12 protein-coding genes are annotated in these 15,149 nt (G+C 72.1%); 5 read left to right on the forward strand and 7 right to left on the reverse strand.

Annotated elements, in window-relative coordinates; genetic code table 11:
* Positions 1 to 116: 116 nt before the first annotated feature.
* From KV381_RS35755 to KV381_RS35770, 4 genes are read left to right on the forward strand one after another with little or no spacing between them, the layout of a single operon-like run.
* On the forward strand, positions 117 to 1,127 hold the full coding sequence (locus KV381_RS35755; RefSeq protein ID WP_030080594.1) for a carbohydrate ABC transporter permease: 1,011 nt from the start codon (positions 117 to 119) through the stop codon (positions 1,125 to 1,127).
* The gene (locus KV381_RS35760; protein ID WP_193463490.1) at positions 1,124 to 2,062 is read left to right on the forward strand and encodes a carbohydrate ABC transporter permease; all 939 of its coding nucleotides are present in this window, start codon (positions 1,124 to 1,126) and stop codon (positions 2,060 to 2,062) included. The genes KV381_RS35755 and KV381_RS35760 overlap by 4 nt, the downstream gene beginning before the upstream one ends.
* Positions 2,059 to 3,096 carry a hydroxyacid dehydrogenase gene (locus KV381_RS35765; protein WP_218787101.1) on the forward strand — a complete coding sequence of 346 codons (1,038 nt, stop codon included), beginning with the start codon at positions 2,059 to 2,061 and terminating at the stop codon, positions 3,094 to 3,096. Before KV381_RS35760 ends, KV381_RS35765 begins: the two co-directional genes overlap by 4 nt.
* A 33-nt stretch (positions 3,097 to 3,129) precedes the next feature.
* Positions 3,130 to 4,617, forward strand: a complete 1,488-nt coding sequence (locus KV381_RS35770) for an HAD-IA family hydrolase (RefSeq protein WP_030627775.1) — start codon at positions 3,130 to 3,132, stop codon at positions 4,615 to 4,617.
* Positions 4,618 to 4,685: 68 nt separating this feature from the next.
* Here the strand turns inward: KV381_RS35770 and KV381_RS35775 are convergent, their stop codons facing one another.
* Together KV381_RS35775 and KV381_RS35780 are read right to left on the reverse strand one after the other, a co-directional pair.
* Positions 4,686 to 5,555 carry a class II fructose-bisphosphate aldolase gene (locus KV381_RS35775; RefSeq protein ID WP_218787102.1) on the reverse strand — a complete coding sequence of 290 codons (870 nt, stop codon included), beginning with the start codon at positions 5,553 to 5,555 and terminating at the stop codon, positions 4,686 to 4,688.
* 62 nt (positions 5,556 to 5,617) lie between these two features.
* Positions 5,618 to 6,505 carry an SIS domain-containing protein gene (locus KV381_RS35780; RefSeq protein ID WP_030080582.1) on the reverse strand — a complete coding sequence of 296 codons (888 nt, stop codon included), beginning with the start codon at positions 6,503 to 6,505 and terminating at the stop codon, positions 5,618 to 5,620.
* Positions 6,506 to 6,775: 270 nt separating this feature from the next.
* Between KV381_RS35780 and KV381_RS35785 the strand changes: the two genes are divergently transcribed.
* The gene (locus tag KV381_RS35785; RefSeq protein WP_030080580.1) at positions 6,776 to 7,540 is read left to right on the forward strand and encodes an SDR family oxidoreductase; all 765 of its coding nucleotides are present in this window, start codon (positions 6,776 to 6,778) and stop codon (positions 7,538 to 7,540) included.
* 114 nt (positions 7,541 to 7,654) lie between these two features.
* On the opposite strand, the gene KV381_RS35790 is transcribed toward KV381_RS35785, so the two are convergent.
* From KV381_RS35790 to KV381_RS35810, 5 genes are all read right to left on the reverse strand, one after another.
* Positions 7,655 to 10,516, reverse strand: coding sequence for a hypothetical protein (locus tag KV381_RS35790; protein WP_218787103.1), 2,862 nt, complete (start codon positions 10,514 to 10,516; stop codon positions 7,655 to 7,657).
* Complete coding sequence (locus KV381_RS35795; RefSeq protein ID WP_030080575.1) at positions 10,513 to 11,643, reverse strand: AAA family ATPase; 1,131 nt, start codon at positions 11,641 to 11,643, stop codon at positions 10,513 to 10,515. The genes KV381_RS35790 and KV381_RS35795 overlap by 4 nt, the downstream gene beginning before the upstream one ends.
* Before the next feature lie 111 nt (positions 11,644 to 11,754).
* A complete protein-coding gene (locus tag KV381_RS35800) occupies positions 11,755 to 13,140 on the reverse strand; it encodes a VWA domain-containing protein (protein ID WP_030627760.1) in 1,386 nt (461 codons plus the stop codon).
* A complete protein-coding gene (locus KV381_RS35805; protein WP_030080571.1) occupies positions 13,137 to 14,576 on the reverse strand; it encodes a hypothetical protein in 1,440 nt (479 codons plus the stop codon). Before KV381_RS35805 ends, KV381_RS35800 begins: the two co-directional genes overlap by 4 nt.
* Positions 14,546 to 15,049 (reverse strand): hypothetical protein, encoded by a 504-nt coding sequence (locus KV381_RS35810; RefSeq protein WP_234024586.1) that lies wholly within the window; start codon positions 15,047 to 15,049, stop codon positions 14,546 to 14,548. The genes KV381_RS35805 and KV381_RS35810 overlap by 31 nt, the downstream gene beginning before the upstream one ends.
* Positions 15,050 to 15,149: the final 100 nt, after the last annotated feature.

Below are 15,149 nucleotides of genomic sequence, written 5' to 3' on the forward strand. Positions count from 1 at the left end.
TCGACCAGCAGTCGCGAGCTCGACGAGCAGTCGGGCGGCTGCCCGGGACGGACCGTTCCGGGCAGCCCCGCCCCCCCCCGCATCCCGCCCACCCCACCCCGCCGAAGGAGCAACAGGTGGCAGCCCCACTCGCCCGGCCGGACCGGACCACGGCAGCCCAGCCCGCGCCGCCGCCCCCCGGTCCCACCGGATCCGCCCGATCCGCCGGACCGGGGAAACCCGGCGCCCCGGGCGGCCCCGGCACACGGCGCGGACAGCGCCGGGCCCTCGCCCTGTTCACGGTGCCGTTCTTCGCGCTCTTCATCGCCGTCACCGTCCTGCCGATGATCTACGCGGCCTGGATGAGCCTCTACCGCGAGGAGTCCTCCGGCCTCGGCTTCGGCGGAACCGAGCGCGTCTTCGCAGGGTTCGGCAACTTCACCGAAGCCCTCGGCAACGAGGCGTTCCTCCGCTCGTTCGGCAACATCGCCCTCTACTGCGCCCTCTACATCCCCGCGATGGTCGGCGGCGCGCTCATCCTGGCCCTGCTCGTCGACTCGACCATGGCCCGGGCCCGGCGCTTCTTCCAGATCGCCTACTTCCTGCCGCACGCGGTACCCGGCCTGATCGCCTCGCTGATCTGGCTCTACCTCTACACACCCGGCCTCAGCCCGGTCACCGACGCCCTCGACGCCCTCGGTGCGAACTGGAACTTCTTCGGCCAGGACGAGGCGATCTTCTCGGTCGTCAACATCTCCGCCTGGCAGTGGACCGGTTACAACATGATCATCTTCTACGCCGGGCTCCAGGCCGTTCCCCGCGAGGTCCTGGAAGCCGCGACCGTCGACGGAGCCGGGGCCCTGCGCACCGCCCTCCAGGTCAAGATCCCCATGATCCGGCCGACCGTCGTCCTGACCCTGCTCTTCACCTGCGTCGGCGCCATCCAGCTCTTCGACGCCCCCAAGCTCGTACAGCTCCGCGCCAACACCATGGGCGAGGACTGGTCGCCGACCATGTTCATCTACACCGCGGCCTTCAAGGGCCACGACTACGGCCTGGCCGCCGCGAGCTCCCTCCTGCTCGCCCTCTTCGCCGGCCTGCTGTCCTTCGTCGTCACCAAGCTCGGCAACCGGTGGAAGGCCTCATGAGCATCCAGACAGCCAACCGCGAAGCACCGGCCGCCACCCCACGGCGCGGCCGGGCCGACCGCCGCACCGCACCGCGGCCGCCCGCCCGCCGGGGCCGCACCGGAAGCCTCACCTCGCGCGTCATGGTCAACGGCGTGCTCGCCGTCGTCGCCGTCTACACACTGATGCCGCTGACCTGGCTCCTCATCGCCTCCACCAAGAGCTACCGGGACCTGTTCGCCACCAACCCGTTCAGCCTCGGCGACTTCCGGTTCCTGGCCAATCTGACCGCCCTCCTCGAATACAACGACGGGGTGTTCGTCCGCTGGCTGCTCAACAGCCTCCTGTACACCGTCGTCGCCTCCGGGCTCTCCACCCTCATCTCGGTGGCCTGCGGCTACGCCTTCGACAAATACGCCTTCCGCGGCCGGGAGAAGTGGTTCGGGGTCGTCCTCGTCGGCGTCCTCATCCCCTCCACCGTCGTCCAGCTCCCGCTCTACCTGATGGCCTCCGAGCTGGGCCTCGTCAACACCTACTGGGCCGTCCTCATCCCCAGCCTCGTGAACCCGTTCGGCGTCTACCTCGCTCGCGTGTTCTCCGAGGGGTACGTGCCGGGCGAGGTCCTGGAAGCCGCCCGGATGGACGGGGCGGGGGAGGTGCGGACCTTCACGAAGGTCGCCCTGCCGATGCTCGCGCCCGGCTTCGTGACCATCTTCCTGTTCTCCTTCACCGCGAGCTGGAACAACTTCTACGGCGCGCTCATGATGCTCAACGACGACCAGCTCTACCCGGTCAACCTGGGCCTCTACATGTGGAACCAGAACGTCTACCAGCAGCCGGAGCTCTACCCGCTGGTCATCATCGGCTCCCTCGTCGCCGTCCTCCCCCTGATCGTCGCCTTCCTCTGCCTCCAGCGCTTCTGGCGCTCGGGCCTCACCGCAGGAGCCGTCAAGTGAGCCACCCCGCCCCGCACCGGCGGACCCGACCCCGCACCGTCCTGGCGATGAGCGGCGAGACCCGTGCGGCGATCCTGGCCCCCGAAGCCCTGGACCGGCTCGCCCGCGTCGCCGACCTCGACCCCGGCCTCCTCGTCACCGACTTCGGCGCCGACGACCCCGCCCAGCGCACCGGACTCCACGAGGCCGAGGTGCTGTTCACCGGCTGGGGCTGCCCGCCGCTCGGCCCGGCCGCCCTGAGCGCCATGCCGCGGCTGCGCGCGGTCATCCACGCCGCCGGCTCCGTCAAGCACCACATCACCCAGGACGTCTGGGACCGCGGCATCACCGTCAGCACCGCGGCGACGGCCAACGCCTTCCCGGTCGCCGAATACACGGTCGCAGCCATCCTCTTCGCCAACAAGCACATCCTGGAGAGCGCCCGCGTCTACCGAGCGGCACGCACCCGGGTGAACCTCCTCGAACGGTTCCCCGGCGTGGGCAACTACCGCCGCACCGTGGGCATCGTCGGCGCCTCCCGCATCGGACGCCGCGTCGTCGAACTGCTGCGCCCCTACGATCTGCGCGTCCTGGTCCACGACCCGTACCTGGACGAGGCCGGCGCCCGGGCTCTGGGCGTGGAGCCCGCAGGACTCGACGCCCTGGCGGCACAGAGCGACGTCGTCAGCATCCACGCCCCCGAACTCCCGGCCACGCGGCACCTGTTCGACGCCGGACGGCTCGCCCTGATGCGGGACGGGGCGACGCTCGTCAACACCGCGCGCGGCTCCCTGGTGGACACGGACGCACTCGTGAAGGAACTGGTCCCCGGACGGCTCAACGCCGTGCTCGACCACACGGAACCGGAAGTCCTGCCCGCCGACTCGCCCCTCTACGACCTGCCGAACGTCCTGCTCACCCCGCATATCGCCGGGTCCCAGGGCGGCGAACTCCACCGGCTCGCGGACGCGGCCGTCGACGAACTCGAACGCTACGCGCACGGCCTGCCGTTCGCCCACGCCGTGGACCCCCGCACCCTGCACCAGCAGGCCTGACCCCGTACCCGTACCACCCCCGGGAGACCCGCCATGTCCCGTACCCGCCGGGTGCTCGTCGTCGGCATCGACGGTGTGCGCCTCGACACCCTGGACCGTGTGCCCACCCCGCACCTCGACGCGGTGGCCGACGCGGGCTACCTGGCCCCGGTAGCCGTGGGGGAGGGCACGCCCACCATGTCCGGGCCGTGCTGGGCGACGATCCTGACGGGCGTCGGCGTCACCAAGCACGCCGTGTGGAGCAACGACTTCAGCGGCCACCGGCTCGGCGTCTTCCCGGACTTCACGACCCGCCTGGCCCGCCAGGACGGCCGCCGCACCTATGCGGCCGCCGCGTGGGAGCCCCTGGTCACCGTCGCCGACGGCGGCCCGATGCTCCGCAGGCCCACGCGGCTCACCCACCACGCACCGGCCGCCGACACCCCCGCCGCCTGGGAGGAGGCCGACGCCTCGACCGTGCGCGACGCGGTGGGCGTCCTCACCCACGAGGACCCCGAGGCGTCCTTCGTCTACCTCGGCGCGCCCGACGAGACGGCCCACCACCTCGGCTGCGGCGACGCGTACGAGGCGTCGATCCGGGCGGCCGACCGCCGCTTGGGCGACCTCCTGACGGCCGTGCGCACCCGCTCCTCGTACGAGGCCGAGGCCTGGACCGTCCTCGTCGTCACCGATCACGGACACCGGGACGAAGGCGGTCACGGCGGCGGCAGCCCGGCCGAACGCACCGCCTGGCTGGCCTGCGCGGGCCCGGACATCACGGCCGGGGCCCGCCCCGCCCGCCCGGTCCGGCACGAGGACGTCGCCGCCGAGGTGTACGCCGCTCTGGACCGTACGCCGGACTCGCACTGGACGCTCGACGGCAGCCGGATACCCACCGTGCCGCGCGCCGTCCTCCTCGACATGGACGGGACCCTGGCCGACACCGAACCTCTCTGGCTGGAGGCGGCACGCACCGTGGCGGCGGCCCACGGCCACACCCTCACCGACGCGGAGGGTGCGGGAGTTCTCGGCCGCACCTGCGCGGATACGGCCATCAGCCTCGTACAGCTGTGCCCGGAGCCCACCACGGTCGCCGGGCTGGAAGCAGAACTGGAGGACACGTTCTTCGCAGCGGTCGAAGCGGGCGTCCGGCTCCGGCCCGGGGCCCGCGCGCTGCTGGACCGGCTGGAGCGCGACGGGCCGCCCGCGGCGCTGGTGTCCGCCTCGCCGCGCCGGGTGGTGGACTCGGTCCTGCGGAGGCTGGGCGGCGAGGTGTTCCGTACGACGGTGGCGGACGGCGAGAGCGACCGCTCGAAGCCCTTCCCCGACCCCTATCGGAAGGCGGCCGCGCGTCTGGGCCTCCCGCCCGGGGCCTGCCTCGCGGTCGAGGACAGCCCGACCGGAGTGGCCGCGGCCGAGGCCGCGGGCTGCCGAGTGCTGGTCGTGCCGTCGTCGGCGCCCATCACGCCCGCCCCCGGACGACAGGTCCGGCCGGATCTCACGTACCTGCTGCGGGAGTGGGGGCCGCAGGAGCCCGTATGACGTGACGTGAGGAAGACGCCGGGGCCGGCGGGCATCGCGCCCGTCGGCCCCGGCGTCTTCCGTGCTCGTTACGCGGGCTGCGCTCGCCCCGAGGGCAGCAGCGAGATCATCCGGGCCACCGTACGGGCCATCGCCTCCCGCCCGTCCGCCAGATAGCGGCGCGGGTCCACGCCCCGGTCGTCCCGGGCCAACTGCTCCCGTATCGCGCCGGTCATCGCGATGTTGAGCGCGGTACCGATGTTGACCTTGCGGATCCCGGCCGCCACGGCGCGTGCCAGTTCCTCGTCGGAGGCCCCGGACGAACCGTGCAGCACCAGCGGAACCGGCACCGCCTCCTGCAGCCTGCCCAGCAGCGCGTGGTCGATGACGGCGTCCCGCGAGGTCATGGCGTGCGAGGTGCCGACCGCCACGGCCAGCGCGTCCACCCCGGTGGCCGCCACGAACGACCGCGCCTCGTCCGGATCCGTACGGGCCCCCGGCGCATGGGCGTCGAGCGCCGGCTCGCCGTTCTTCCCGCCGACCTGCCCGAGTTCGGCCTCCAGCCACAGGCCCCGCTCGTGCGCCCACAGGACAGCGGCGCGCGTGGCCGCCAGGTTCTCCGCGTACGGCAGCTTGGCGGCGTCGAACATCGCCGAACTGAAACCGCAGTCGGCCGCCCGGTGCAACAGCTCGGCCGACTGCACATGGTCGAGGTGCAGGGACACCGGGACGGTCGCCTGGTCCGCCACTTCCGCCGCGGCACGTGCGAGCGGACGGGGCCGGCCCCGGTGGTAGGCGACGGCGTTCTCGCTGATCTGCAGGATCACCGGCGACCCCGCGGCCTCCGCGCCCTCGGCGATGGCTTCCGCGTGTTCGAGGGTGATGACGTTGAACGCGGCGACCGCACGCTGCTGCGCGGCGGCCTCGGCGATCAGATCGCCGGTGGCGGCGATGGGCATGGCGACTCCGGGATGAGGGACCGTCGGCGGGCGAGGGGCGGAGGAGGAGAGCGCTCGGGCCGTCAGGCCGTGGTGCTGAGGATGACCGAGCGGGTGAGGTGGCGGGGCCGGTCCGGGTCGAGACCACGGGCGTTCGCGATGGCGAGGGCCAGACGCTGGACCCGGACCAGCTCCGCCAGCGGGTCGAGTCCGCCGGCCACCCAGCGGGCGCCGGTCGCGTGCACCTCGTCCATCAGCCCGGCCGGGGCCTCGCCGAGCATCCAGGTCGCGGTGGAGCGGGTGGAGATGCTGATCGGACCGTGCCGGTACTCCATCGCCGGGTACGCCTCGGTCCAGGCGAGCGCCGCCTCGCGCATCTTCAGCGCTGCCTCGTTGGCCAGCCCCACGCTCCAGCCCTGGCCGAGGAACGTGAACTGGCTGCACTCGACGAGACCGACGGGCAGCGGCTCGGCGAGCGCCACCTGGGCGTCCTCGACGACCGCGTCGGTGTGCAGGCCCAGATGGGCGCGGAGCAGGGTCAGGGCGGAGGTCGCGAAGCGGGTCTGCACGACGGACTTCTCGTCGGCGAACTCCAGCACGATCGTGTCGTCGGCCATCGCCGCCATCGGGGTGTCGGGGTCGCCGATGACCACCGTGCGGCGGGTCGTGTCACCGATCTGACCGAGGAGACCGAGCACCTCGGTCGTGGTGCCGGAGCGGCTCAGCGCGACGACCCGGTCGTAGGGGCGGCCGGCGGGGAACTCCGATGCGGCGAAGGCATCGGTCTCGCCCTGGCCGCTGCCCTCCCGCAGCGCCGCGTAGGCCTGCGCCATGAAGTACGACGTCCCGCAGCCGACCACGGCGATGCGCTCGCCGGCCGCCGGAAGCCGGTGGGCGAGCCCGTCCGCCATACCGGCGGCCACCTGCCAGCAGTCGGGCTGGCTGGCCAGCTCCTGCGCCACGTGCGTCATCTGTGCTCCCTGTTCCCGTACCCGGCGGATGATGCTCGAAGCTGCATATTAGGCAAGTGTTTCAAGCAATATCAAGCAGATGTGTGCAGGGTTCGTGCGCCTCGGCGCAGCCTGTCCCCGCTCGATCACGCGGCCGGTACGTGCACGGGCATGCCCCGGCGTCGTCGTACCCGGTGCCGCTTCGCGGTCGCGCATTCCGCCCCGGGTCGGTGGGTAGGGTGGCTGCGCTTCAAGATTTCCGCGGAATGCACGAGGTAGGGGGATTGCTCCATGGGTTCGCTGACGGGGAAGGTCGCCTTGGTCACCGGCGCCAGTCGCGGTATCGGCCGGGCGATTGCACGGCGGCTCGCGCGTGACGGCTCCTTGGTCGCCGTTCATTACGGTGAACGGGAAGAAGCGGCGCAGGAGGTGGTCGAAGAGATCCGGAAAGCGGGCGGACAGGCTTTCGCGGTGGGCTCCCTGCTGGGAGTGCGGGGAGACGCGGAAGCGCTGTACGAGGCGTTCGGCGCGGGAATGACGGACCGGGGCGAGGAACCGGTGCTGGACATTCTGGTCAACAATGCCGGAGTCAGTGGATCCGGGAGAATAGCCGACGCTTCACCGGAGGTCTTCGACCGGCTGTTCGCGGTGAACGTGAAAGCACCACTGTTCCTGATTCAGCAGGGTCTGACCTTGATGCGGGACGAAGGACGGATCATCAACATCTCTTCGGCCGCCGCACACCGGTCCTTTCCGGAATCGGTGACCTACGCCATGACCAAGGGCGCGGTGGAGACGCTGACGCTTGCTGTGGCAAAGGAAGTGGCGGGCCGGGGCATCACCGCGAACACCGTGGTGCCCGGTTTCGTGGAGACGGACATGAACGCCCGGCGGCGCGAGACGCCGGAGGCCGCGGCGGCCCTGGCCGCGCACTCGGTGTTCGGACGCATGGGCCAGCCGGCCGACATCGCCGACGTCGTGGCCTTCCTCGCCTCGGAGGACGCGCGGTGGGTCACCGGCCAGAGCATCGACGCCACGGGCGGCATCGGGCTCTGAGAGTCCCGGGCCCAGCACATGCCGAGGGAGAAGGAGAGGGCGAGGGTGCGGGTGCGGTGCCGGATCGAGCTGCCTCCCGGCACCGCACACAAGCACCCATGCCCCTCACCTCGGTCATGAGCCCGAGAGCAGCGACTCCCATGCGCCGGCGGTATCCGGGTGACGGGCCAACAGCGCCGCGCCCGGGACTCCCGCCGCATCCGCGTCGAGCGAGGCCCAGGCGCCGTCGCAGCCGAGCAGCTCCGCGACCGCGTCGAGCGTCCCCGGGTGTGCGAAGAGCAGTGCGGCGCCACGGCTCGCGCCGTCGGCCGCCTTCGCGGGCCCGGCAACGGACGTTGCCGTCTCCGGCACCTCCCGCCACGGCGGCACCCACGTATCCAGCGCCGCGAGCCGGGCCGGGAAGATCCGTCCGGCCTCACGGATCAACAGCGGGGCCAGGTCCGCCGCTCCCGCGCGCAACGTCGTGATCAGCGTCGGCAGCCACGGCAGCAGCACCGGATCCGGCAGCCGCCCGAACGCGTTCGACACGGCCTCCACCACCACGTCCGCCAGCCCCGGCACCGGCACCAACCCGTGCACGAAGCCGCTGAGATACCGCGGATAGGCGGGCACCACCATCGGGTTGGCCAGCAGCTCGCCGCAACGTTCTCGCAGCTCGGCCCGGGACAGCGCGCCGAGCTGCACCTGCGCCGCCCACAGGAGCGCCGTCCGCTCCGGGTCCGTGGGGCGCGACTGGGCGACGGCCAGCTCCAGCTGGGCCCGGTCGCAGCCCAGGGACAGCGCCAGGCTCTCCATGCTGAACAGGAAGCCCAGCATCGCCGCCACCTGCCCCACGGTCGCGTCCTCGTCCGTGAACGCCGTCGGCAGCAAGGTGCAGTAGTGCGCGTAACCGGCCTTGACGAACGACTCCACCCACGGCGGCAGCACCGGCTCACCGGTGCGGTAGTACGCCAGGAGACCCCGCACCCGGCGCAGCACCTCCGGCGCTCCGTCCACCGTGCGTTCGGCGGCGAGGACCTCCAGGGCCCGGTGCCCCAGCTCGTCGGCGAGCCGACGGCTGCGGAGATACAGCGTGGCGTCCTCGACGGCGGCGAGGACGCCCGCCGTCGTCGCCCGCGGCCCGTACGCGTCGCGGCGCAGCCGCTGCTCCAGGACCTGCTCGATGCTCACGCCCTCGTAACCGAGCTCGATCAGCGCCCGCTGGTGGGTGCCCAGCGCCAGGTCCCACGACTCCTGGATCGAACGCTCACCGAGCTTCCGCTCGCCCATGATCGGCCGGGCCGCACCGTGCGGCATCAGCCGGCGGAGCATCCACAGCACATCGGAGCAGGCCCTGAGCTCCGGACTGGAGTGCAGGTCCAGCAGGGCACGCTGCACACCACGCTGCTGGAGCTTCAACTCCAGCGGTGCGAGCCGGTCGTGCACATCGCGCGCCAGCGGCGGCAGCGCGTCGTAGCCGACCCGGCCGATCCGGTCGCCGCCCATCATGATCTCGACGAGACGGCGCACGTCCCGCCTCCCCGGCACCGAGTCCTTCTCGATGCAGGTGATCGCCGCATCCTGGAAGTCGTACGGAGTGGGCTTGGCCCGGTCCCGCATCCCGGCGAGCAGGATCGACGTCTCGAACACCGCGATGGCGTCGGCGGTGGACGCCAGATAGCCGCTGCGCCGCGCCGCGCGCACGATGTCCACCGACCAGCCGAGCAGTTCGGCCTCGTCGAGCGTGTCGAGGACCGGCGGCCGCCGCAGGAAACCGGAGAGCCGGTCCGCGGAGGCTTCCTCCGGGGGAGCGGGGACGACCGCCGGGGCCTTCCTCGGCGCCACCGCCTTCTTCGAGGCCCGCGGCTTCTTCGCACCGTCCTGCCCGGCCAGCCGGTAGGGCTGCACCCGGGTGCGCTTGAGGTTCTTCGCCCACTGTGTCGCGGCGATCGACACCGACCCGGGAACCAGCCCGAACTGCGCCTCGATCGCCGCATGGCTGGACGGGATCAGCCCGTGTTGCCAGGTGGTCGCGGAGCGCGGCGAGATCGCATACGACCCGCTGCCCGCCACCCCGAACTCCTCGACCCGGCTGGCCGCGTGGAACGCGCCGCACACGTACAGGCAGTCCTCCGGACCGGCCCCGCTCGACACCAGGTGCTCGCGGATCCTGGTCCACATGTACCGCTCGCGCTCCTCGTCCACCCGGACCCGGTCCCCGTCGCCGGGGGCGAGCCGCCGGAACAGGCTGCCGACGAGAAACATGACCTGGCGGTAGGCGTCGTGATCGCTGTCGCCGAGCGGAACCTCGACGTACTGGTGCCACCACTCCGACCAGTGCCGCACCTTGCCGTGGCGCAGCAGATGCTCCTCCAGCTCCGCGAAGCGGGGCCGCAGGTCGCCGATCTCCACGCCGACCGCCTCGCCGTGCAGCGCCGCTTCGGGCTCCGGCGTCCCGGCCGCCCCACCGGGCTCCTCCTCGGGCGCGCGCTCGCCGTGGCGGCCGTCCCACTGGAAGACATGGTCCGACGACCGGTCGACGAGGACCAGCTCGACGCCCGGGGTGTCGAGGGCGTACGCGATGGCCTGGTACTCGGCGGACGCCTCGGTGATCGGGGCGACGACCGACAGCGGGGCCCACTCGGCGGGGAACCCGTCGACCTCGCTCGCGAAGGCCTGGACCGCCACCGGCAGGCGGCAGTTGCGCAGCTCGTCGAGGAGCGGCGCCATGTCCTCGCACAGCTCCAGGTACACGACCTTGGGCTGCTTCTCGCGCAGCCGGCGGGCCATGGCCAGGGCGGAGGCGGGCGAGTGGTGGCAGACCGGGAAGATCTCCAGGGGTTCGCGCACCGCCCGGTCGACGTCGTCGACCATGCCGACAAGGATGCCCTCCAGGGCGTCGGGCCCGTCGGCGAAGACGGTGGCGGCCTCGTGCAACTGCCCGCGCAGCGCGGAGAAATGCGTCTCCTCGAGGCTGTTCGCCGGGGAGCCGCTCATGACAGGGTGGCGATCGTGTCGCGGCCGCCGTCCAGGAACTCCGGCCACGAGCCGCCCTCCTCCTGGCTGCGCGGCTCGACCACCCCGTGCAGATACTTGTTGAAGATGGCCAGGTCCTCGGGGTCACGGCGGGCGAGGGAGCCGACGAGCGAAGCGGCGAGGGTGCGGGCGGTCAGCGTGGTCTCGCCGAAGAAATTGCTGTGCAGGACGGCGTCCTCCAGCACACCGATCTGCTCCGCCGTCGACAGCGCGGACTCCAGCTTCTCGTCGTCGCTGCCCGCGGCGGCGGCCGAGGCCCGCAGATCGGCGAAGCTCCGGAGCAGGATGTCGAGCAGCGTCGGCGGCACGTCCAGATCGATCGCGTGGCGGCGCAGCAGTTCCTCGGTGCGGAAGCGGACGATCTCCGCCTCGCTCTTCCTGTTCGTCACGACCGGGATGCGGACGAAGTTGAACCGGCGCTTCAGCGCGGACGACAGGTCGTTGACGCCCCGGTCACGGCTGTTGGCGGTCGCGATGATCGAGAAGCCCGGCTTGGCGAAGACGATGTTGTCGGCCGCGTCCGTGCCGTCGCCCTGCAGCTCGGGGACGGAGATGTACTTCTCCGAGAGGATCGAGATCAGCGCGTCCTGGACGTCGCTGGTGGAACGGGTCAGTTCCTCGAAGCGGCCGATGGCGCCCGTCTCCATCGCGGTCATGATCGGCGACGGGATCATCGACTCGCGCGACTGGCCCTTGGCGATCACCATGGACACGTTCCACGCGTACTTGATGTGGTCCTCGGTCGTGCCGGCCGTACCCTGCACCACCAGCGTGGAGTTGCGGGAGATCGCGGCGGACAGCAGCTCCGCCAGCCAGCTCTTGCCGGTGCCGGGGTCTCCTATCAGGAGCAGACCGCGGTCGGAGGCGAGGGTGACGATCGAGCGCTCGACGAAGCTCCGGTCGCCGAACCACTTCTGGGAGATCTCCCGGTCCAGGCCGTCGGCGCGCTCGGACCCCAGGATGAACAGCCGGACCATCTTCGGGGACAGCCGCCAGGAGAACGGCTTGGGGCTGTCGTCGATCGACTCCAGCCAGTCGAGCTCCTCCGCGTACTTGGTCTCGGCGGGGGCGCGCAACACGTCGGACATGAGAAGGGCCTTTCTGAACGATCTGAACGAGGGGAAATGCCGGGGGAGGGGGCCGGGTGCGCCAGGCGTGTCACCTAGGTCAGGGACGTCGGGCGCCCGGGGCCTCGGGCCTCAGGTGAGGAACGTCTTGAGTTCGTGCACGAGCTTGTCGATGTGTCCGGAGACGACGGGCGTGCCCAGAGCCTTGAACCGCTCGCGGAACCAGGGGTTGACCTCCTGCCGTCCGGAGCTGGTCACCGAGCCGACGGGTAGGAACTTCACCCCGGACCGGTGAACGGCCTCGATGCCCTCGAACAGCGGCTGGGAGCGGTCGAACTCGTAGAAGTCCGAGATCCACACCATGACGGTGTTCTTCGGCTCGGCTATCTTCGGGCGGGCCATCGCCATCGCGACGGGGCCGTCGTTCCCACCGCCGAGGTTCGTGCGCAGCAGCACGTCGAACGGGTCGTGCACCCACGGCGTGAGATCGATCGAGCGGGTGTCGTAGGCGATGAGGTGGACGTCCACCTTCGGCAGCCCGGCGAAGATGGAGGCCAGGATGGTGCAGTTCACCATCGAGTCGACCATCGAGCCGGACTGGTCCACCACGACGATCAGCCGCTGCGGTGTCGTCCTGCGGACGGTGTGCCGGTAGTAGAGGCGATCGACGTAGAGCCGCTCCTCCTCCGGGCTCCAGTTGGTGAGGTTCTTCCAGATCGTGCGGTTCAGGTCGAGATTGCGGAACACCCGCTTAGGCGGCACGGAACGGTCCAGCTCGCCGACGGTGGCCTTCTCCACCTGCGTACGCAGCACCTCGGCGACCTCGTCGACATAGCGGCGGATGAGCGACTTGGCGTTGGCGAGGGCCACACCCGACAGATTGCCCTTGTCCCGCAGCAACTGCTCGATCAGCGACATGCTCGGCGTCAGTCGCGCGGCCAGCGTCGGATCGGCCAGCACCTCCCGCAGCCGCATACGCCCCACGAGATCGCCCTCGATCGCCGCCAGTTCGGGCCCGAGGCCGCCGGCGTCCAGGCCCGCTCCCGCCGCCCGCCCGCCGCGAAGCCCGCCGGGCGGACAGCCCAGCGCACGCTCCAGCCAGCCCGCGTCGGACTGCCAGCGAGCCAGCTGCTCGGCGCTCACCGCGCCGGAACCGGTCGTGAAGACATTGAGCAGCACCTTCGAGACCAGCGCCGCGCGCCGCACCTCCGCCGCCCGGTCACGGGCCTCGTCCGCACCGTCGTCCGGTGTCATCAGCCCGTCGAACTCGGCGGCCAGCTCCGGATGGCGCTGCACGACCGAGTCGAGCGACGTCCCGGGGTCCAGCAGCGCGGGCGGCAGCCCGATGTCCTCGACCACCCCCAGGCTCGCCGACTCCAGCGCGGGCTGCTCCTCACCGTCGAAGAGACGGGCCAGGAGCCGCCAGTACAGCACCTGACGGCGGTTGTCGTACGGGTCGGGCCCGGCCTGCGGCGGGGCTTCGGGGCCCGGTGGCCGCCGGGTGAGATCCTCGGTCATTTCCGCAACAGCCTTCCGGCGCGCTCGCGCAGCACGGCGACGGCGTCGGTGGCGGCCTTCTCCGCCCGGACACCGGCCTTGTCGGTGGTGCCGCCCGCCCACGCCCCGGCGTGCACGGCGACGGCCTTCTTCCGCACGGTCGCCTCGACCGCGAGCGGCTGGACGAAGAACTGCCCGGCGTCCCAGCGCAGCAGCCCGACACAGGCGCGGGAGGCGGCGACCGCCTCGGGCGTCAGCGGTCCGGCGGCGGGCAACCGGTCGGCGTCCACGGCCAGCAGCAGGCCGGCCAGATCGAACGCGAGGCGATCGTCCTCGCTCTGCGCGGTGTACCCCTCCAGCAGCACCGGCACGGCGATCCGGACGGGATGCCGGTCCAGCGGGGCGACAGGGGCGGCCGCCGCCGCGGACAGCATCACCCGAGCGGTGGCGAAGGCGTCCGCGGGCTCACCCGCACGGGCCCGTTCGTCGTCCCAGACCAGATCCCCCTCGGCGGTCACCGGCATCGCGTCCAGCTCCATCGAGCGGCCCTCGCTCACGGCCCCGAGCAGCGACATACGAGGACGCAACAGCTGCCACAGGCCCGCCCCGACGACCGTGTCGGGCTTGGGCGCCGAGACCCCGGCGCGTACGAGACGGGGCGCCCCGCCGTCCGCGGGCTCGAACACGGCGTGGACCTGCGCCTGCACGGCCGTCGCGTGCTCCTGCACATCGACGCCGAGCGGCAGCAGCCGACCGGTCGCCGGAACGACGGACGGCTCCCCGGCGGCTCCGGGCACCGTCAACAGCAGGGCGCGCGACCACAGATCGGCCCAGCGGCGCACCGGCACACGCTCCAGCGTCGCCCCCGGACAGGACGCGGCCAGCTCGGCGGCGAACCCGTCGAGCAAGGTCGCCGACCGGCGCAGGGCCGGTTCGGGCAGCATCGCGGAGACGACCGGCGCGGACTCGGCCACCAGCTCGTGATCGATGCCCCGCCAGCCGCTGCGTGCGAGATCGCACAGCCAGCTGCGGGCCGCAGCGAGGAGGTTCGACCCCTGCTCCCGCCCGGCGGACACCGGGCCGGAGCCCGCGGCGCGCTCCGCCTCCTCGGCGGCGGGCCGGCCGACGGCCTCGTCGATCCGGTGCGTCAACGCGTCGTGCACCGAGCCGAGCAGAGCACAGCGGGCGGCGGCGAGCGCCACGAAGTGTTCGTCCCCCGCGGCCCCGGCCGTCGCCTTGCCGGCCGCCTCCGCGACCCGCCCGGCCAGCGGGGTCCCGGCGACCGCCTCGGCGAGCCCGGCGACCGCCGCCGCCTGGGCGGGCCCCGGCCGCAACAGCCCGGCCACCAGTGCCCCGTCGAAGGCGTCCACGGCGGCGAGCGCCTCGTCGAGCCCGTCCACCGGATCGGACAGCAGATCGCCGCGCATCACGCCACCGCCCGGGTCGGCGGGAACCACTGCATCTCGGGCAACGGCGCGGTGACCGGGGCCAGTTCGAGATAGGCGAGGTGCCGCAGGAACCGGCTGAAGACCTGTGCGGCCGCCGAGGAGTCGCCCAGCACCGGCGGCGTGGCGGTCATGGCGGCGGTGAGGGACTGCGCGTCGGGCTCCCCGTCCGGGGTGTCCACCGCGAGGTACCGCGCGACGCGCTCCGCGCCGTACTGCAGCACCGCCTCGCCGACGAGCGCCTGGATGTGCTTGCAGAACATGCCGCGCGCACCGCCGCAGGGCCGGTTGTTGTTGGTGCTGCACGCGAACGCGTACGTCCGGGCCGCCACGGATGACACGTACACCCGCCCGATGTCCGATCCGCTGGAGACGACACCCTGCAACCGCCCGTCGGCCAGTTCGACGAACGGCACCTTGGCCAGCTTCCGCGGCCGCGCGGGCGGCACCACCCGCGCGGTACTCGACTTCTCCCAGACCGACAACGCGCCAACTCCCATGCATGCGAAAGGGGACGTCCACGCCATCGCGGCGGGACAGGAACGAACTTAATCCCGACCACTGACAACGCCCCCGGCGCCCGGT

Origin of the sequence: Streptomyces sp. WY228 (assembly GCF_019287315.1) — a bacterium.
In the GTDB taxonomy this organism is placed as follows: domain Bacteria; phylum Actinomycetota; class Actinomycetes; order Streptomycetales; family Streptomycetaceae; genus Streptomyces; species Streptomyces caviscabies.

What these genes read in the sequence shown, in the direction of transcription:
- KV381_RS35800 (WP_030627760.1), bottom strand. Translation starts at nt 13,140, where the DNA reads ATGACCGAGGATCTCACCCGGCGGCCACCGGGCCCCGAAGCCCCGCCG.
- KV381_RS35780 (WP_030080582.1), bottom strand. Translation starts at nt 6,505, where the DNA reads ATGACGCACGTGGCGCAGGAGCTGGCCAGCCAGCCCGACTGCTGGCAG.
- KV381_RS35795 (WP_030080575.1), bottom strand. Translation starts at nt 11,643, where the DNA reads ATGTCCGACGTGTTGCGCGCCCCCGCCGAGACCAAGTACGCGGAGGAG.
- KV381_RS35785 (WP_030080580.1), top strand. Translation starts at nt 6,776, where the DNA reads ATGGGTTCGCTGACGGGGAAGGTCGCCTTGGTCACCGGCGCCAGTCGC.
- KV381_RS35775 (WP_218787102.1), bottom strand. Translation starts at nt 5,555, where the DNA reads ATGCCCATCGCCGCCACCGGCGATCTGATCGCCGAGGCCGCCGCGCAG.
- KV381_RS35790 (WP_218787103.1), bottom strand. Translation starts at nt 10,516, where the DNA reads ATGAGCGGCTCCCCGGCGAACAGCCTCGAGGAGACGCATTTCTCCGCG.
- KV381_RS35770 (WP_030627775.1), top strand. Translation starts at nt 3,130, where the DNA reads ATGTCCCGTACCCGCCGGGTGCTCGTCGTCGGCATCGACGGTGTGCGC.
- KV381_RS35760 (WP_193463490.1), top strand. Translation starts at nt 1,124, where the DNA reads ATGAGCATCCAGACAGCCAACCGCGAAGCACCGGCCGCCACCCCACGG.